Annotated in this window: 17 protein-coding genes; 11 read left to right on the top strand and 6 right to left on the bottom strand. The window is 69.5% G+C overall.

The genetic code is table 11. The features are described 5' to 3' along the window. Positions 1–76: 76 nt before the first annotated feature. Positions 77–1,210, bottom strand: a complete 1,134-nt coding sequence (locus CP981_RS02570; RefSeq protein WP_085928533.1) for a glutathione-independent formaldehyde dehydrogenase — start codon at positions 1,208–1,210, stop codon at positions 77–79. 173 nt (positions 1,211–1,383) lie between these two features. Between CP981_RS02570 and CP981_RS02565 the strand changes: the two genes are divergently transcribed. Further along, entirely contained in the window at positions 1,384–1,575 is a 192-nt protein-coding gene (locus tag CP981_RS02565; RefSeq protein ID WP_030931808.1) for a hypothetical protein, read from the top strand. A gap of 74 nt (positions 1,576–1,649) precedes the next feature. Here the strand turns inward: CP981_RS02565 and CP981_RS02560 are convergent, their stop codons facing one another. Further along, entirely contained in the window at positions 1,650–2,888 is a 1,239-nt protein-coding gene (locus CP981_RS02560; RefSeq protein WP_085928534.1) for a PP2C family protein-serine/threonine phosphatase, read from the bottom strand. Positions 2,889–3,230: 342 nt separating this feature from the next. Between CP981_RS02560 and CP981_RS02555 the strand changes: the two genes are divergently transcribed. Together CP981_RS02555 and CP981_RS02550 are read left to right on the top strand one after the other, a co-directional pair. Next, positions 3,231–3,557, top strand: a complete 327-nt coding sequence (locus CP981_RS02555) for a plasmid stabilization protein (RefSeq protein WP_085928535.1) — start codon at positions 3,231–3,233, stop codon at positions 3,555–3,557. A gap of 284 nt (positions 3,558–3,841) precedes the next feature. Further along, the gene (locus CP981_RS02550; protein ID WP_085928536.1) at positions 3,842–4,147 is read left to right on the top strand and encodes a hypothetical protein; all 306 of its coding nucleotides are present in this window, start codon (positions 3,842–3,844) and stop codon (positions 4,145–4,147) included. 29 nt (positions 4,148–4,176) lie between these two features. Here CP981_RS02550 and CP981_RS02545 read toward each other — a convergent pair whose 3' ends face one another. Both CP981_RS02545 and CP981_RS02540 read right to left on the bottom strand, forming a co-directional pair. Then, a complete protein-coding gene (locus CP981_RS02545) occupies positions 4,177–4,512 on the bottom strand; it encodes a hypothetical protein (protein ID WP_085928537.1) in 336 nt (111 codons plus the stop codon). Between the two features lie 313 nt (positions 4,513–4,825). After that, positions 4,826–5,245, bottom strand: a complete 420-nt coding sequence (locus CP981_RS02540; RefSeq protein WP_143659091.1) for a hypothetical protein — start codon at positions 5,243–5,245, stop codon at positions 4,826–4,828. Positions 5,246–5,444: 199 nt separating this feature from the next. Between CP981_RS02540 and CP981_RS02535 the strand changes: the two genes are divergently transcribed. Both CP981_RS02535 and CP981_RS02530 read left to right on the top strand, forming a co-directional pair. After that, on the top strand, positions 5,445–5,864 hold the full coding sequence (locus CP981_RS02535) for a MarR family winged helix-turn-helix transcriptional regulator (RefSeq protein ID WP_244329510.1): 420 nt from the start codon (positions 5,445–5,447) through the stop codon (positions 5,862–5,864). Next, positions 5,861–7,264 (top strand): MFS transporter, encoded by a 1,404-nt coding sequence (locus CP981_RS02530; RefSeq protein WP_208852883.1) that lies wholly within the window; start codon positions 5,861–5,863, stop codon positions 7,262–7,264. The genes CP981_RS02535 and CP981_RS02530 overlap by 4 nt, the downstream gene beginning before the upstream one ends. 109 nt (positions 7,265–7,373) lie before the next feature. Here CP981_RS02530 and CP981_RS02525 read toward each other — a convergent pair whose 3' ends face one another. Beyond that, positions 7,374–8,417: a bifunctional class I SAM-dependent methyltransferase/NUDIX hydrolase gene (locus CP981_RS02525; RefSeq protein ID WP_085928540.1), complete on the bottom strand. Its 1,044-nt coding sequence runs from the start codon at positions 8,415–8,417 to the stop codon at positions 7,374–7,376. Positions 8,418–8,576: 159 nt separating this feature from the next. On the opposite strand from CP981_RS02525, the gene CP981_RS02520 reads away from it, so the two are divergent. From CP981_RS02520 to CP981_RS02495, 6 genes are all read left to right on the top strand, one after another. Further along, the gene (locus tag CP981_RS02520; protein ID WP_085928541.1) at positions 8,577–10,097 is read left to right on the top strand and encodes a hypothetical protein; all 1,521 of its coding nucleotides are present in this window, start codon (positions 8,577–8,579) and stop codon (positions 10,095–10,097) included. 108 nt (positions 10,098–10,205) lie between these two features. Next, on the top strand, positions 10,206–10,931 hold the full coding sequence (locus tag CP981_RS02515; RefSeq protein ID WP_085928542.1) for a nucleotidyltransferase domain-containing protein: 726 nt from the start codon (positions 10,206–10,208) through the stop codon (positions 10,929–10,931). A 319-nt stretch (positions 10,932–11,250) separates the two neighbouring features. Further along, positions 11,251–11,700: a hypothetical protein gene (locus CP981_RS02510; RefSeq protein ID WP_085928543.1), complete on the top strand. Its 450-nt coding sequence runs from the start codon at positions 11,251–11,253 to the stop codon at positions 11,698–11,700. Between the two features lie 82 nt (positions 11,701–11,782). Next, positions 11,783–12,661 carry a hypothetical protein gene (locus tag CP981_RS02505; protein WP_085928544.1) on the top strand — a complete coding sequence of 293 codons (879 nt, stop codon included), beginning with the start codon at positions 11,783–11,785 and terminating at the stop codon, positions 12,659–12,661. 129 nt (positions 12,662–12,790) lie between these two features. Beyond that, entirely contained in the window at positions 12,791–13,189 is a 399-nt protein-coding gene (locus tag CP981_RS02500; protein WP_085928545.1) for a hypothetical protein, read from the top strand. Between the two features lie 243 nt (positions 13,190–13,432). Then, a complete protein-coding gene (locus tag CP981_RS02495; RefSeq protein ID WP_085928546.1) occupies positions 13,433–13,669 on the top strand; it encodes a hypothetical protein in 237 nt (78 codons plus the stop codon). A gap of 27 nt (positions 13,670–13,696) precedes the next feature. Here the strand turns inward: CP981_RS02495 and CP981_RS02490 are convergent, their stop codons facing one another. Beyond that, positions 13,697–14,584 carry a serine hydrolase gene (locus tag CP981_RS02490; RefSeq protein ID WP_244329508.1) on the bottom strand — a complete coding sequence of 296 codons (888 nt, stop codon included), beginning with the start codon at positions 14,582–14,584 and terminating at the stop codon, positions 13,697–13,699. Between the last annotated feature and the right edge of the window lie 75 nt (positions 14,585–14,659).

The following is a 14,659-nucleotide window of genomic DNA, read 5'->3' as shown; positions in this document are numbered from 1 at the left end:
AGGCCCGCTTCCCTCGCCACGGTGGCCGTCTCGGTCCGGTACCGGCGGCGCGGCGACCGCCGTTCTCTCGCGAGGTCTATGGATGCAGGACGACCTTGGTGTACCCCTCGATGCGCTTGTCGAACTTGTCGTACGCCGAGGGGGCCTGGTCCAGGGGCAGGTCGTGGGAGACGACGAAGCTCGGCTTCGCCCGGCCCTCGATGATCATGTCGCGCAGGAACCGGTTGTAGCGCTTCACATTGCACTGCCCCGTACCCACCCGCAGGCCCTTCTCGAAGAGCTTGCCGATCGAGACCAGCAGCATGCCCCGCTTCGCCTGCTCATCCGGGCCGCCCGGATCCGCCGGCACGTACAGACCGGGTACGCCCAGGGCACCGGTGGCGCGGACCGTGTCGACGAGCGAGTTCAGTACGGTCGCCGGCTCCTCACGTGCCGCGCCGTGCGCCATCGCCTGGTAGCCGACGGCGTCCACGCCCTTGTCCGTGCCGACGCCCTCGGTCTGATCCTTGATCTGCTGCACCGGGTCGCCCTCGGCGAAGTTGATCGGCACCGCGCCGATCTCCTGGGCCTTTGCCAGCCGCTCGGGTACCCGGTCCACGACGAAGACCTTGCTCGCGCCGCGCAGCAGCGCCGAGTAGGCGGCCATCAGCCCGACCGGTCCGCCGCCGTACACCGCGACCTTCTCCCCGGGGCGTACCTGGGCGAGTTCACAGCCGTGGTAGCCGGTGGGGAAGATGTCGGCGAGCAGGATGAAATCGGTCTCGTGCTCGTTTCCCGGGGGCAGCTTCAGGCAGTTGAAGTCGGCGTAGGGCACGCGCAGATATTCGGCCTGGCCGCCCGCCCAGGGGCCCATGGCGACATAGCCGTAAGCGCCGCCCGCAAATCCGGGATTGACGGTCTGGCAGAATCCGGTGAATCCCTCGACGCAATTGTCGCAGAATCCGCAGGCGACATTGAAGGGCATGACCACCCGGTCGCCCTCCTTGAGGGAGGTGACGCCCTGGCCGAGTTCCTCGATGATTCCCATGTTCTCGTGCCCGAAGACGATGCCCGGCTCGGCTGCCGTACGCCCCTCGTACATATGCAGGTCCGAGCCGCAGATCGCGGTGGAGGTGACCCGTACGATCGCCTCGTTGGGATGCTGGATGCCGGGCTTGTCGACATTCTCGACCGCCACTGAAAACGGTCCTTTGTAGACGACGGCTTTCATTGCTGCCACCTCCCGCTCAGCGAAGAGTGCGCATGGATTCCCCACCCCTTTGGCGTGAGCTATCACTCATGATTCTCCGGTCTGCTGGGCGGGGCAAGCCGCTAATGTGAGAGGGAATATCCACTTTCTGGCATCGCAATGTCGCACCGAGCAGCGAATGAGGAGGGCGACACGTGGCAGCACAGCGACTCGGGACCTTGCTCGTCCCGGTGCCCGGACTGTCCGGCACCACCTATCCGCCCGGTACCACGGTTACGGTCCGTGGTCGTGGTGCGACTGTCGATGCCTTTGTGAACGGCGACTGGCTCCCCCTGTCGTGGTGGGAGTTCTCCGACGGCCTCCGTGAGGACATCGCCGACCGCTGACCCGCCGCCCCACCTGCGACTCCGCCGTGCAAGGCCGCGTGCAGCGCCGCCGTGCCGCCTGCGGCGGGCGGCCGTCACAACCGGGTGATGATCAAGGCGATGTCGTCGCGGGCGCCGCCCGTGAGGCCGAGGTGGGCGAGCAGCGCGTCGGCCAGGCGTTCCGGGCAAAGGGCTCGGAAGCTGCTGAGGGCCTCGGTCAGCCGGGAGAGCCCGGCGTCGATGTCCTCATCGCGGCGTTCGATCAGCCCATCGGTGTACAGCACGAGGGTGTCCCCGGGGTGATAGGCCAGACCGGCCTGGGGGCGGGGCACGTGCTGCGGCCGGGCGCCCAAGGGTGGGTCGGTGGCCTGGTCCAGCAGGTCATAGCTGCCGTCTGCGTGTACCAGGACCGGGGGCGGATGACCCGCGTTGCTGTAGATGATCAGGCGGCTGCGGGGATCCACCAGCGCTTTGACGGCGGTGGTGTTCAGCGCCCCCTCGACCGATCGGGCGTACAGCCCCAGCACCTCCAGCGCCTGGGCCGGCCGCTCCAGGGCGCGGATCGCGGCGCTCAGGGCGCTGCGCAGCATGCCCATCGCCGCGGCGGCCTCCAGACCGTGCCCGACGACGTCGCCGACGGCCACCGCGAAGCGGCCGTCGGGCAGGTCGACCATGTCGTACCAGTCGCCGCACACATTCAGCGAGCCGGCGGCGGGCAGATAACGCACCGCGACTTCCCGGTGCCGGGCCAGATCCGGTGACTGGAGCATGGCCTCCTGGAGGGTGACGGCCACCTGGCGCTCACGGGTGTGGGCCAGGCGCAGCTCCTCGTTCAGCCGCTGGAGCTCGCGCGCCCTGGCGTACAGCTCGGCCTCCAGAGCCTCACGCTCGGTGAGCTGCCCGGTCGGTGGCCGGTCGCCGCCGGCCCGGGCCTGGACGAACGCGGTCACATCCTCGACCCGGTGAATGATCCACGCCACCGACCCGTCCGGCCCGGGGATCGGCGTATTCACCGGCGACCACCAGCGCTCCTCGAACACTCCGGGCCTGCCCATGAGCGGGATGTCGTACTTCTGGAGGGCCATCGTGTCGGGCTCACGCGAGGTCAGGACCCGGTGCAGCGAGGCGTTCAGGTTCCGTACGCCGTCGGCCTCGGGGTCGGCGGGGTTGTCCGGGAAGGCGTCGAAGATATGCCGCCCGATCAGGTCGTCCCTGGTGCGCCGGGTCGCGTCCAGGTAGGCCTGGTTGACTTCCACGATCACCAGGTCGGGCCCCAGCACCAGGTAGGGGCTCGGCGTGGCGGCGAACAGCGCCGCGTAATTGATCCCTGACATCGCCGCCGTCTCCCTGCCCTTCTCCGCGCCGCCGGCTCCGCCCCCTCACGCTACGGTCCGACCGCCTCACCCGCCCGCCCAGCGGCCGCCGACGCCCCGCGCACGCTCGGGCGGAAGGCGCTGGTGGCCCGACCGGAGCCTGGCAAGGCCGCGAGCCCTCCCTGCCGCACCGCCTCCACCATCTGGCTGCGCGGACGCTGCCTGGTCGGCTCTCCCATGTCGCGCACCGCGCCCGTTGGCAGTGGAGTGGTAGATGCACGGCCACCGCCGGTGGACGCGCCCGGCTGTGGGCAGGCGACCTTCGGCACAGGCAAGACGCCCCATTCGACAAGGAGCGGCAGCATGCCGGCAGGTTCGGACAAGAAGCGTGAGCGGCAGTACGAGCACATCAAGGCGAACGCGCTGGAGCACGGGGTCTCGGAAAGGCGCGCCAAGGAGATCGCGGCACGCACCGTGAACAAGGAACGCGCCCGCTCCGGTGAGGCGCAGTCCGCCGGCAAGGTCTCCACCCGCGACCCCAAATCCGCCTCCCGGCGTGGCGGCGAACGCTCCCGCAGCGGGCCGCAGGGCCCGACGAAGGACCAGCTGTACGAGGAGGCCAAGAAGAAGCACATCGACGGCCGCTCCCACATGAACAAGGAAGAGCTCCGCAAGGCTCTCGGTCGCTAGGGCTGGTAGTGCGCTTACGCCGGCGTCCGCGTTGCGGCCCGCGTCGAAGCCCGAAAAAGAGATGTCGTTCCCGCGGAGCGTGCCCTAAAGTGCCGTCCGCACCGAACCCTTGAAAGCGTGGTGGCTCCGGATGCATTCAGCGGGACACCACCACCCGATGGGGCGCCGGATTCCGCCCGGCAGGTGCTGTGGACAAAGGAAGGAGGGGGTCGCCGTGGCATTCCGAACCCAGCCGCCCGCCCGGAAAGTCCGGGAGCACGGGCGGCGGTTCCGGAAGGAACGAGATGTCCCGTACGGACAAGACGAAGCCGCTGTGGGTGCGTCACGCGGAACACCGCCCCCGGCCGGTCCACGACCACCGCTACGGTGCCTGTGATCTGCCGCCGCGCCCGACGCAGGAGGACCCCGACACCCGCTGCCGGTGGGAACACCCCGGCGTGCTGCTGTTCGGCCACACCTGCTGTGCGGGGTGCAATGTCCGCGCCTGCATCAAGGAGCGGCAGCAGATGGTGAAGGCCGACAACCGCAAGGAGCGCTACGCGGGCCGGCGTACGGCACGCCGTTTCGCTGCCGGAGTGGACAGCGACTGACCGACTCCGGTCGGCAGGCCACGAACAAATCAGGACCCCAGGAGCGGCAGGATTCTGCTGATGATGTCCAAGGCGGGCTGGGCGATTCCGGCCGCTCCGGTGAGGGCGGTGCGGAGCGACGCGAGCCGGTTCCTGGCGGCGTCGGGGTCGGGGACGGCGAGGTCGTCGGCCACCTGAACGACGGCTTGTGCCGCCTGTTCCCGGTCCGCCTCGTTCAGTGGGGCGGCAAGCACCGCACGCAGGAGGGCGGCGAGGTCCTCCTCGTGCGGGACGCTTGCGTGGGTGTTCTGGAAGTCGCGGAGGACCGTGTCGACCGGACGGTTGATGAAGGTGGTCTGCCCGTGGAAGGTGAAGTTCTCGGTCATGGAGCCTCCTGAGTGAGAGATGAGCACGACGTTGTGCCCGCGCAGCTCGTACTGCCCGGCGTGGTCGGCTCCGGGCCGTAAGGCGGCGAGGATGCGCTGCTCGGCTGCGCGGGCCTTCTCGAACGCTGCTTGATCGTGGGGTGTTGCCCCCTTGTTCAGGGCGTGCAGCGTTGCGACGGCCTCTCGGGCGGCCGCGTCCGGGTCCGCGGTGTGCTGTGGCCGGTACCGGGGGCGCGTACCAGTCGCCAGTAACGACGGGCGCTGGACCAACTGGCGGGGCGCTCCAGCACCAGGATGCCCAACTGCGGCCCGGTCAGGCCGTTGAGCTCAGCGTGCCGTGGTCTCCCGGCAGGGTGTAGGAGCCTCCCCGAGACCCACAGAGCTGCGCCAGCAACTCCGCTCGTTCCGGGGGCATTTCGGCCCGCCATTTCGCAAGTTGCCGCCGCGCATCGGCCTGCATCTTTTCCCGTACCTGCCGTCCCACCGCCGGCGGGAGCCAGGACCGGCCGGCCGCATGGGTGGCCCGCAACACCTCATCGAAGAACTCCGCGGTCGGGGTGCCGGGTTCGGTACGGACTTCCACCAGGCGGCCGAACACCCGGTCGTCCGCCTGAAACCAGCGCCGGACACGGTCAACCGGCTCCCCGGGCGCCCCGAACGGAAGCGGTTGCTCCAGGGCTCGGTGGACGTAATGGCGCACGGAATGGCGTGAGTTGGGATCGTCGAACTCCATGACACGCAGCCGCATGGAGTCCCCCGTTCGGCGCGGCAGCCCCCTTCATATCGGCTGAGGCGCGGGCACGGCTACCGCTCGTCCCGAGAGCCCCGGACCGCCGGCGCGCGGACGGCTGGGCCCACTCGTCAGCCCGTCCGGGACCGTCGAGTGTAGGGTCGAAACTATGAAAGGTAGCTTTCCTATTGTCGATCCGGATGTGAGCGCGGTGAGTTCGGCGCTCCAGGCGAGCCTGGGACTGCTCGTACGGCGGCTTCGCCAACCCGTCGAGGGCGAGCTCACCTTGCCCGAGGTGTCGGCCCTGTCGCGCCTGGAGCGGGCCGAGTCGGCCACGACGAGCGAGCTGGCCAGGGCCGAGCAGATCACCCCACAGGCGATGGGGATGACGCTCGCCGGGCTCGGGCAGCGCGGGTTGGTGGAGCGCCATCCTGATCCCGCTGACCGCCGGCGGGTGGTCATCTCGGTGACCGAGGCGGGGCAGCAAGCGCTGCGGGAGCGGCGCGGCGTCCGGGCCGAACAGCTGGCGGAGGGACTCGCCACCGGCGGGTTCACCCGTGCCGAGCTGGAGACCCTGCGGGCGGCGGCGCCGCTGATCGAGCGGCTGGGCGAGCACCTGTGACGGCGGCGCCGGTGCCGCCCGCCACCTCACACACCGCGCCCGCGTTCTCGTGGCGGTTCGTGACGCCGCTGTTCACCGGATCGGCGATCAACGCGATCAATACCTCGCTCATCGCGACCGCGCTGGTACCGATCGCGGCTGCCGTCCATGTCCCGGTGGGGCGGACCGCGGTGCTGGTGTCGGCGCTCTACCTGGCCTGCGCGATCGCCCAGCCGGTGGGCGGCAAGCTGGCGGAGGAGTTCGGGCCGCGCCGGGTGTTCCTGGCCGGCGTCCTGATCGTCCTGGCGGGCGGGGTCGTGGGCGGACTGGGGGAGGACCTGACCGCCTTGGTCGTGGCCCGGGTGCTGATCGGGGTGGGCAGCTCCGCCGTCTATCCCTCGGCGATGCTGCTCATCCGCCGCCGGGCGGAGGCGGCCGGGCTGGACGCCCCGCCCGGCGGCGTCCTCGGCGGCCTGATGATCGCCGGTGCGGCCACCTCCGCCCTCGGCCTGCCGATCGGCGGTGTGCTGGTCGACGCCTGGGGGTGGCGGACCACGTTCCTCATCAACCTCCCCTTCGCGCTCCTGGCCCTCGCCATGGCCTTCTGCTGGATTCCCGCCGACCCGCCGGTCGCGGGGCCGAGAACACTTCGGCAGCTCGCCGCACGCCTCGACGTGGCGGGCATCATCGGCTTCGGCGGGGCCATCGCAGCGCTACTGGTGTTCTTGACGGGACTCCCGCAGGCCGACTGGTCCGTTCTCGGTCTGGCCGTGGTCATCGGCGTGGGGCTCGTGTGGTGGGAACTACGGGCGCGCCGGCCGTTCTTCGATGTGCGTCTGCTGGCCAGGAATCCGGCGCTCACCCGCACCTACCTGCGCTTCGCGTTGGCGGGGCTGTGCGTCTACACCGTCCTCTACGGCCTCACCCAGTGGCTCCAGGCCGGCCGGAGCATGTCCTCCGAGGAGGCCGGCCTGCTCCTGCTGCCCATGAGTGCGCTCTCCGCTCTCATTGCCCGGCCGATCTCGCAGCGGAACCTGGTCCGTACGCCGCTCATCGTCGCGGCGGTGTCCTGTCTGGCCGCCTCGGCCGGGGTGCTCGCGCTCACCGCGAGCACCCCGACCGTCTGGATCGTGGCCATCACCCTGGTCTTCGGGGTCACCCTGGGCACCACCATCAGCGCCCATCAGACCGCCCTGTACACCCAGGTCGGAGCCGGTGAGATCGGCACCGCCGCGGGGCTGTTCCGGACGTTCGGCTTCCTCGGCTCGATCGCCTCGTCCGCGCTGATCTCCGTCGTGTTCCACAGTGAGGTCAACGACCACCGTCTGCACCTGATCGCCCTGACCATGGTCGCGGTCAGCGTCCTGGGGCTGCTCGTCGTGGTCACCGACCGTACGGTCATGGCCCGCGCCCGGGCGTGACGCGTCGCCCGCGATCCATCGACCCGCATCGACAGGTCGGCCGGGCGCAGTTGCCGGGCTGCCCTGCCGGGACTCGGGCTTGGCGGGCCCCGGCCTCCGGCCGCGTGCGCTATGCCAGGGGGTACCGGTGGACGGGCGGCAGATCGGGCAGCAGCCCGGGCCAGACGACATTCAGGACATGGGCGCTGGGTGTGAACAGGTCGGCGGCGAGAGTGGGGAGGTCGGCGGTGTCGTGCCACTCCCAGCGGTGGATGAGCTCCGGCTCCCGCACCGCCGGTTCGCCGCAGAAGCCGACGACGCGCACGGCGGCGGTCACCCGCGGCATGCCGTCCACGGCGTCCATCAGGATCGCCAACACCCGCGCATCGGCTGCCCTCGCCGTCAGCCCGGTCTCCTCTTCCAGCTCGCGCACGGCGGCCTCGACGAACGATTCGCCGCCGTCGTTCTTGCCGCCGGGCAGCTCCCACGTCCCCTTCCGGGACCTGCCCAGCAGCACATGGCCCGCTTCATCGGTCACCACGACACCCGCCCCGGTCAGCGCGTGCGGCGACGGGCGCCCCTTGCCCCGGTAGGCCACCGGGCCCGAGACGGGGTCGCGCAGTACGAGGAACGCCAGCCCTGCGGCGTCATGCCGTTCGGCCGTGTGCCATCCAGCGGACAGCAGGGCGATCTCCTCCTCGTCGAGCGCGATGCCGCCGCGGTCGGCAGGCACCGCCTCCGCGACCGGGGTGATGACCACGACCGCGCCGCCGGAGCTCAGCCGTTCGCGCAGCCGGCGCAGGACACGGGTGCGGTCGCCGATGAAGGCGTAGCTCAGCCGGAAGGCGATCAGCTCGTACGAGGAGCGCAGTGCGTCGAGGGAGTCCCGCTCGATGTCGCACCGTACGAAGCGCACCGTGCCGGATTCCGGTGGCGTCTGTTCGGCGATGCCGAGGGCGGTGGAGGCGTGGTCGAGGGCATCGACGGTGTAGCCGGTGGTCGCGAGATGCCGGGCGAGTTCGCCCAGGCCACAGCCCACGTCCAGGGCATGGCCGCCGCCGGGCGGGGCGGGGACCAGGTCACGGAGCAGGGTGACTTCGGCGTCGTCGAGCGGCCGGAAGGAACGGCCTTCTCCGTAATGGGCGTCCCATGAGTCCTGCGTGACGTGTCCCATCGCGAAACTGCCTTTCAGCGGATGTGGTGGAGCCGGACATGCGGCCGGTTCAGCGGATGCTTCCACCTCACACCTTGAGGCACCGCCGGACCCCGGGTCTTGAGCCGGTCCGATGTCTCAACCGGTCCGATGTCAGTGCTCGCCCCTACAGTGTTCCGCATGACCGCTGAGACACAGCCGGAGAACTCCCCGCCACATCTCCTCCAGAAGTGGTCCGACGAACTGCCGTATCAGATACTGCTTTTGGAGCGACTGCTCCTTCCCGAGGACTTCCCCTTCGACTACGGCCCGCTGTCGCTGGACGCCCTGGAGGCCCACCTGCTGGAGCAGGAAAACTCCGGCGAGGAGAACGAGAAGTGGGCCGAGCTCGTCGAGAGTGCGACGGCCTACCTCGGTGAAGTCCTGCTCGGCGTCGCCGGCGGCGCGTGGGGCTGGAACACCCGGCCGGTCGACGGTCGCCCCGGGCAGCCGGTCATCTGCCCGGACCCGGAACTGGAACTCTCGCCCGTCGCCCCGATGTTGCTGATCTCGTACGCCCTCCGCGTCCGTACGGGGAACGCTTTCGCCGAGGAGATGGCGCGGCTGCGGCAGACCGTGACGGCGCGACAGCAGGCGATTCCGGGATGGCAGCCGGTCAAGGAGTACACGCCGCTGGTGGACCCCAGGGTGGCGCGCCCGGAGGAACCGGCGCTGTCGGCGTGGCTGGCCGAGCGGAGTGCAGGGCTCTCGGCCTGGGTCAAGGACGCCTTCGACGGAGCGTGGCGGTGGAATTACCACCCCGGCACGCTGGACTGGCTGGAAGCGGTCGTGAAGCAGCGGTTCGCCACGGCGACGGAGTTCGACGCGGCGCGGGACGAGCCGTTCGTGCAGGGCGCCTGCTGGTATCTGGGCGAGGTGATCCGCCGTAACAAGGGCGCGGTGTGGCAGTACATACCCTTCGATCCTGACGCCGAGCCCGGGGCCCCCGGCTCGCGGGAGAACGTCTGGACCGAGGTGCCGTTCGTGGACCAGCCGGACAAGCGGATCGGAGGCGCGGCGATTCCGCTGGAGTGCCTGCGTGAGCTGCTCCCAGAGGAGGATGGGGACGGGGCACCGAACGAGCGGCGGCGCGGGCTGAAGGGCGAGCTGTTCTGGTTCAAGGCGTCGTCGTACGCACACGTGGGGGCGCTCCTGACGCGGCTGGGCATGGTGTCCCGGGAGAAGGCCGACCACGTGCTCACGGAGTACGCCCGCTTCGCCCATGAGGAGCTGCCACCCCACGAAGTGCCCGATGCGCTCGAAGCGTTCGGTGTGGCGGTCTCGGCCCACGCGGACGATGTCGACGACCTGGAGGAGAGCTATACGAGCCTGCTGAAGGAGGCCGAGGCACTCACCGACGGCGCGGTCACCATCACCGACGTCAAGCTGCACGGCGGCGAGTACGGCGAAATCCTGGAGTTCACCCGCAACGGCGTCCTGGTGACCCAGGACACCGAGCACCATTCGTTCGACTACCTCGACCATCTGGCGATCTCCGAGTTCATCGGCCACGTCGATCCCGACCCCGGCGACGACACCCGCCGGTTCTACCTGGCCGACTTCGTGCACCTCAGGGAAGCCACTTACGAGAGCTACTACGTCTTCGCCACACCGGAACAGGCCACCGTGCTGGAGAAGGAACTCGGCCTGGATCTGCGCTGAGCGATCCGGAGTGGGCCGAGTGGGCCGAGTGGGCCGAACAGTACGGGTGGACCGAACAGCACCGTTTGGAGGGAGAGACGGCCGCCCGGGCCGGCACCATGAACGCCCATGGATGATCAAGCAGCACCGACAGTCCAAGCTCTTCGTCTGATCGCGAGCCGTTACCCGCAGGCTTTGGGCGCCATACTCGGCGGCTCAGCAGCTCAAGGCCGCGCCACTCCGACCAGCGACCTGGACGTGGCGATCCTGCTTCCGGACTCGGACACCGGCCGTCGCGAAGTGATCCGCCACGACGGCCGCCTGGCCGAACTGTTCCTGCACACCCTTGCGGAGCTTCCCGGATTCTTCGAATGGGACAGAGCGCGCCGCCGGGGCACCGTTCTCTTCATCTATGACCAGGGACTGCCGCTGATGGATCCGCACGGCCATGTGGCCCGTGCACGTGCCCAGGCCCGCGCCGTTCTCGCGTCCGGCCCTCCGCCCCTCACCCCCACCGAATGGGAACGAGGCCGCTACGTCCTCACCTGCTTCATGGACGACCTGAGCGACACTCAGCCGTCCGACCGGTACGAACAGCTCACCCTCGCCGACTTCACCCTGCGCGAGGCCGCACATCTGCTCACCGCCCACCACCGGGCCTGGACAGGCATCGGCAAATGGCTGCCCCGAAGGCTCCTCATCGCCGACCCGGTACGGGGCAGGGCCCTGCTGGACGGCCATAAAGCAGTGGCCGAACACGGCGACCCCGCCCCCTTGGCAGCCGCGGCCGGGGAGCTGCTCCACCTGCTCGGCGGCCCGCTGCGAGAGGGGTACACACAACGCTGGGGTGAATGACACGCGGCGACGCCTTCCGGGAGCCCAACTCGACCACGCCGCACCCGCGTTCCGTCGAATCTGCACATGGCTCGTAACCGCCCTCTGCGCCGGTAGGGGCACAGACTCGCAGGCCAGGGCATCCACCTATCCGCTGCCCGCACGCGTCCCCCGCCCCGTGCTTTCGAATCTGATCGAATTCGGTGTACCTGCTGTGCGACAAGTGCTTGAATCGATCCGGCTCCGACACCGGGCAGCGCCCGGGGGAGGGGGCGTTCCATGACCGGGAAGGCCCCACCCCACGTCGGTAACACCGTTGATTCAAGGGGGAAAAGAGCACATGAAGCGCAACATCATGCGGACGGTGGGCGCGGCGGCGCTGAGCACGGTGGGACTGATCGGGATCGGCGCGGCCACCGCGGACGCCACCACCGCCACTCCGGCCGTGCCGCACGCAGCGGCAGGTGACTCCGCGGCCCCGGCCGAGGTGGGCATCGCGGCCGCCAAGTTCTATTTCTTCAAGGACGACGACCGGCACGGCGGCTACGCCTATGTCACGGGTTCCGACCGCGACCTGCGGAACAACCGCTGGCTGAGCGGACCGCACAAGGGCCGCACGATCGACAACGGCACCAGCTCGGTCAACAACACCACGTCCCACTTCGTGGTGCTGAGTGACCACCCCGGCAGCTGCGTCGGGCCGCACTACTACTCCAACGCACACAGCTCCGACAACGACCTGTCCAACAACGGGTTCGACAACAAGGCCAGCTGCGTGACGTTCCGGTAGGAGAGCAGAGGAGAGCAGAGCAGTGCGGTGGGGCGACCGGCAGCGGCCGTCCCACCGCGCCGCAGTGCGTAGTGAGGCCACCATGCAATTCCGTCATACCGCCGCCGTTCTGGCCCTGTTGGTTCTGGCCACCGGGTGTTCTTCCGGGGTGGTGCCCTCCCCGCCGCGCCACAGCGCGCCGCCCCCGGCCGTGCCGCCCGCTTCGAAGGAAGTACGCCGCCTGGTCCTGCCCTTCGACGCCTACGCGCTCTCCGGCCCCGATGTCCACACCATCGAATCGGCCGAAGACGTCCTGATCCGCGGATGTATGCGCGCCAAGGGGAAGGGATGGACCGCGCTTCCCCAACCGAGCGCCGTCGACCCGGACCCGCCGCAACGACGCCGTTACGGGGTCATCGAGCCGGATGTCGCCCTCCGGTTCGGCTACCACCAGCCGCCGGCCCCGCCCGAAACCGCCCGACGGGACAAGATCTGGCGCGCCCGGGAGAAGATGCCACGCGCCGCGCAGCTCGCTGCGTACGGAAAGGACGGCGTCAGCGGGTGCTGGAAGAAGGCCCACGCCCGCCTGCTCCGCGACGTCCCGAAGAGCAGCACGGCGCTGTTCAACCGCCGGATCCGTGAGGAGTTCACCGCCTCTCAAAAAGATCGCGCGGTGAGCTCCGTGGTCCGCTCCTGGAGCGCTTGCATGAAGCGGGACGGCTATCGCTATCCGGATCCGCTCGCCGCCGCCGGCGACGACCGCTGGGCCAAAACACCCCGGCCTTCCCGTCACGAGATCGCGGTGGCACAGACGGATGTGCGGTGCAAACGAGAGACCCGCCTCGTGTCGGTCTGGAGCACGGCGGAAACCCGGTTGCAGCACGGTGCGGTGCGCAGCCACACCACGGAATTCGAGAAGCTCGCTGCCCAGAAGGCCGGCTGGCTCCAGGCCGCCCGCAAGGTCATCCACAGCGGCCCCTGAGGTGCGCCGCCGCGAGCGGGCAGGCCGCCCGTCACCCGACTGCCGGACGGTGCGGTAGCCGATTTCCGGGAGCGGGCAGGGGTCAGTCCCAGGACAGAGCTGACCAGCGACCCGAGCAGGAGTGTGGCCGTGGCACGGCTGACGGTGGACGGCGACGAGCTGGTGATGGGGCTCGCGTGGTGGGAGAAGCTCATCGTCCGGCACGGGGACGTACGGGTGCCGCTGGCCGCCGTGGAGCGGGTGAGCGTCCAGCCGGACTGGTGGCGAGCGCTGCGGGGCATTCGCGTCCGCACCCGTGCACTGGTGGTTCCGGGCGCACTGTGCCTGGGAGTGTGGCGGCACGGTGCGGGCCAGGACTTCCTCGCCTTGCGCCGCCCACGCCGGTCGCCGACGGTCGTGGTGGACCTCCGTCCCGCGGCCCCGTACGCGCGGGTCGCGGTGTCCTGCCCACCGGGGTCACCGACGGTGTCCGCCCTCACCACAGCCCTGCACCGTCAGCGACGTGCGGAGGCTTGTGAGGATGTCTGAGGGGATTCCGATGGCCCCTCACACCGCTCGGTCCGTGGCGGCCCGCTCGCGCGGCGGGCATCCTTTCCCCCGGCTGTCGGCACTCGAACTCGGCACGATGCCGGTTCACCCGACCAGCCCTCCCGCGATGGCCCAGGCGGGTGCCCTCGTGTTCCATGAACAACGGATGGAACCGGACCCACGGCACTGGCGGCGGCTGGTTCCCTGCCGTCCAGTCCCCCCACCAGCACCAGGGAGAGGCCCATGTACGAGATGCGCGCCGGCCCCTCGACGACCGGCAGCTCAGGACAGGTGTGGCACGTCATGGCCAAGCACGACGCCCGTGCCACCTTGTGCGGCCGCAAGCTGGCTTCCCATGGCCCCAGGCCATCGGACCAGGAAGACGACCCCACCGCACGCTATTGCTCGCCGTGCATGACCGCTTTCCGCGAGATTCTGGACATCAATTCCGCCCCGGCGCCCGAACACCGGCCGGCCTGATCGTCCTGACCGAGCCCGGGGGAGTGCTCAGTGAGCCACCCCGGGCTCGGCTGCGGATGGGTTGGTCGGAGAAGTCGGCCTGCTCGGGTGGTAGCCCTCGGCGTCCGGATAAACGTCCCGGTATATGGCGCGGGAGACGGTCTCTATCGTTTCGATCCCGTAGTCCCACCCTTCGTTTGTGGGGTGCCCTTCGGGGACTCTGTTGTTCTCGGTGAGGACGACCAGCCCGGAGCCGTACCCGTTCTCCGTGAGGGCCGCCATGCTGTTCACCTTCCAGTCACCCCGGTCGAAAGAATCGACGTCAGGGTTCTGGCTGCGCTGTAGCCAGCCGTTCTTCACATGGACGACGGAGTCGAGCGGAGCGCCGGCGGTGGCACCCCAGCGCTGGAGGCTCTGCACCTGATTCATGAGCTCAAGTGCGTAAGAGCGGCTCCTGCTCCCGAGGACCGAGTCGTCGGCGCCCGTGAAGAGGCGCAGAAGCCTGGCCTGGTCGTTCGCGGTGACCTGAGTGAGGCCCCAGGAGCCTTCCTTGTCGAGGACGGTGCTGCCCATCCCGGCCTTGTCGAGGAATTCCTGAATCTTGACAGGGTCCGGCTTCTTGGGATCCTTCAGATCGGACAATTGCTTCCACAGCGTGGTCGCGGCGGTGTTGTCCGAATCAATGATCATCTTGCGTGCGAGAGCGTCTTCCGCCTCGGTGAGGGTGCCGCCCTTCTGGTACAGCAAGGCACCGAGAATGACCGTCTTCGTCACGCTGGCCCCGTCGTACTTCTTGGCAGCGTCGGAGGTACAACTGGTCCCGGTGGGCCGGTCGAAGAAGGACAGCGACGCCATGCTCTCCCGGCTCGCCAGCGCCTCGGTTATATCCGCCGCCAGCTTCTTGGCCAGCTTGTGATCGCTGGATGTGCATTCCACCTTCGAAGTAACTGCCTTGGCCCGCTGGGGTGCTGCGACGGATGGCGTAGCCGCGGCGACGGGTCCGGCGACCGC

This window comes from Streptomyces platensis (assembly GCF_008704855.1).
GTDB classification, from domain to species: Bacteria; Actinomycetota; Actinomycetes; order Streptomycetales; family Streptomycetaceae; genus Streptomyces; species Streptomyces platensis.
The sequence above is the reverse complement of the archived record's forward strand: the minus strand, read 5'-3'. Positions and strand labels throughout refer to the sequence as shown.

Excerpts from the sequence above, each read along its gene's own strand:
- CP981_RS02560 (WP_085928534.1), bottom strand. The coding sequence starts at position 2,888 with ATGTCAGGGATCAATTACGCGGCGCTGTTCGCCGCCACGCCGAGCCCC.
- CP981_RS02545 (WP_085928537.1), bottom strand. The coding sequence starts at position 4,512 with ATGACCGAGAACTTCACCTTCCACGGGCAGACCACCTTCATCAACCGT.
- CP981_RS02570 (WP_085928533.1), bottom strand. The coding sequence starts at position 1,210 with ATGAAAGCCGTCGTCTACAAAGGACCGTTTTCAGTGGCGGTCGAGAAT.
- CP981_RS02510 (WP_085928543.1), top strand. The coding sequence starts at position 11,251 with ATGAAGCGCAACATCATGCGGACGGTGGGCGCGGCGGCGCTGAGCACG.
- CP981_RS02520 (WP_085928541.1), top strand. The coding sequence starts at position 8,577 with ATGACCGCTGAGACACAGCCGGAGAACTCCCCGCCACATCTCCTCCAG.
- CP981_RS02495 (WP_085928546.1), top strand. The coding sequence starts at position 13,433 with ATGTACGAGATGCGCGCCGGCCCCTCGACGACCGGCAGCTCAGGACAG.
- CP981_RS02555 (WP_085928535.1), top strand. The coding sequence starts at position 3,231 with ATGCCGGCAGGTTCGGACAAGAAGCGTGAGCGGCAGTACGAGCACATC.
- CP981_RS02550 (WP_085928536.1), top strand. The coding sequence starts at position 3,842 with ATGTCCCGTACGGACAAGACGAAGCCGCTGTGGGTGCGTCACGCGGAA.
- CP981_RS02525 (WP_085928540.1), bottom strand. The coding sequence starts at position 8,417 with ATGGGACACGTCACGCAGGACTCATGGGACGCCCATTACGGAGAAGGC.
- CP981_RS02515 (WP_085928542.1), top strand. The coding sequence starts at position 10,206 with ATGGATGATCAAGCAGCACCGACAGTCCAAGCTCTTCGTCTGATCGCG.
- CP981_RS02505 (WP_085928544.1), top strand. The coding sequence starts at position 11,783 with ATGCAATTCCGTCATACCGCCGCCGTTCTGGCCCTGTTGGTTCTGGCC.
- CP981_RS02540 (WP_143659091.1), bottom strand. The coding sequence starts at position 5,245 with ATGGAGTTCGACGATCCCAACTCACGCCATTCCGTGCGCCATTACGTC.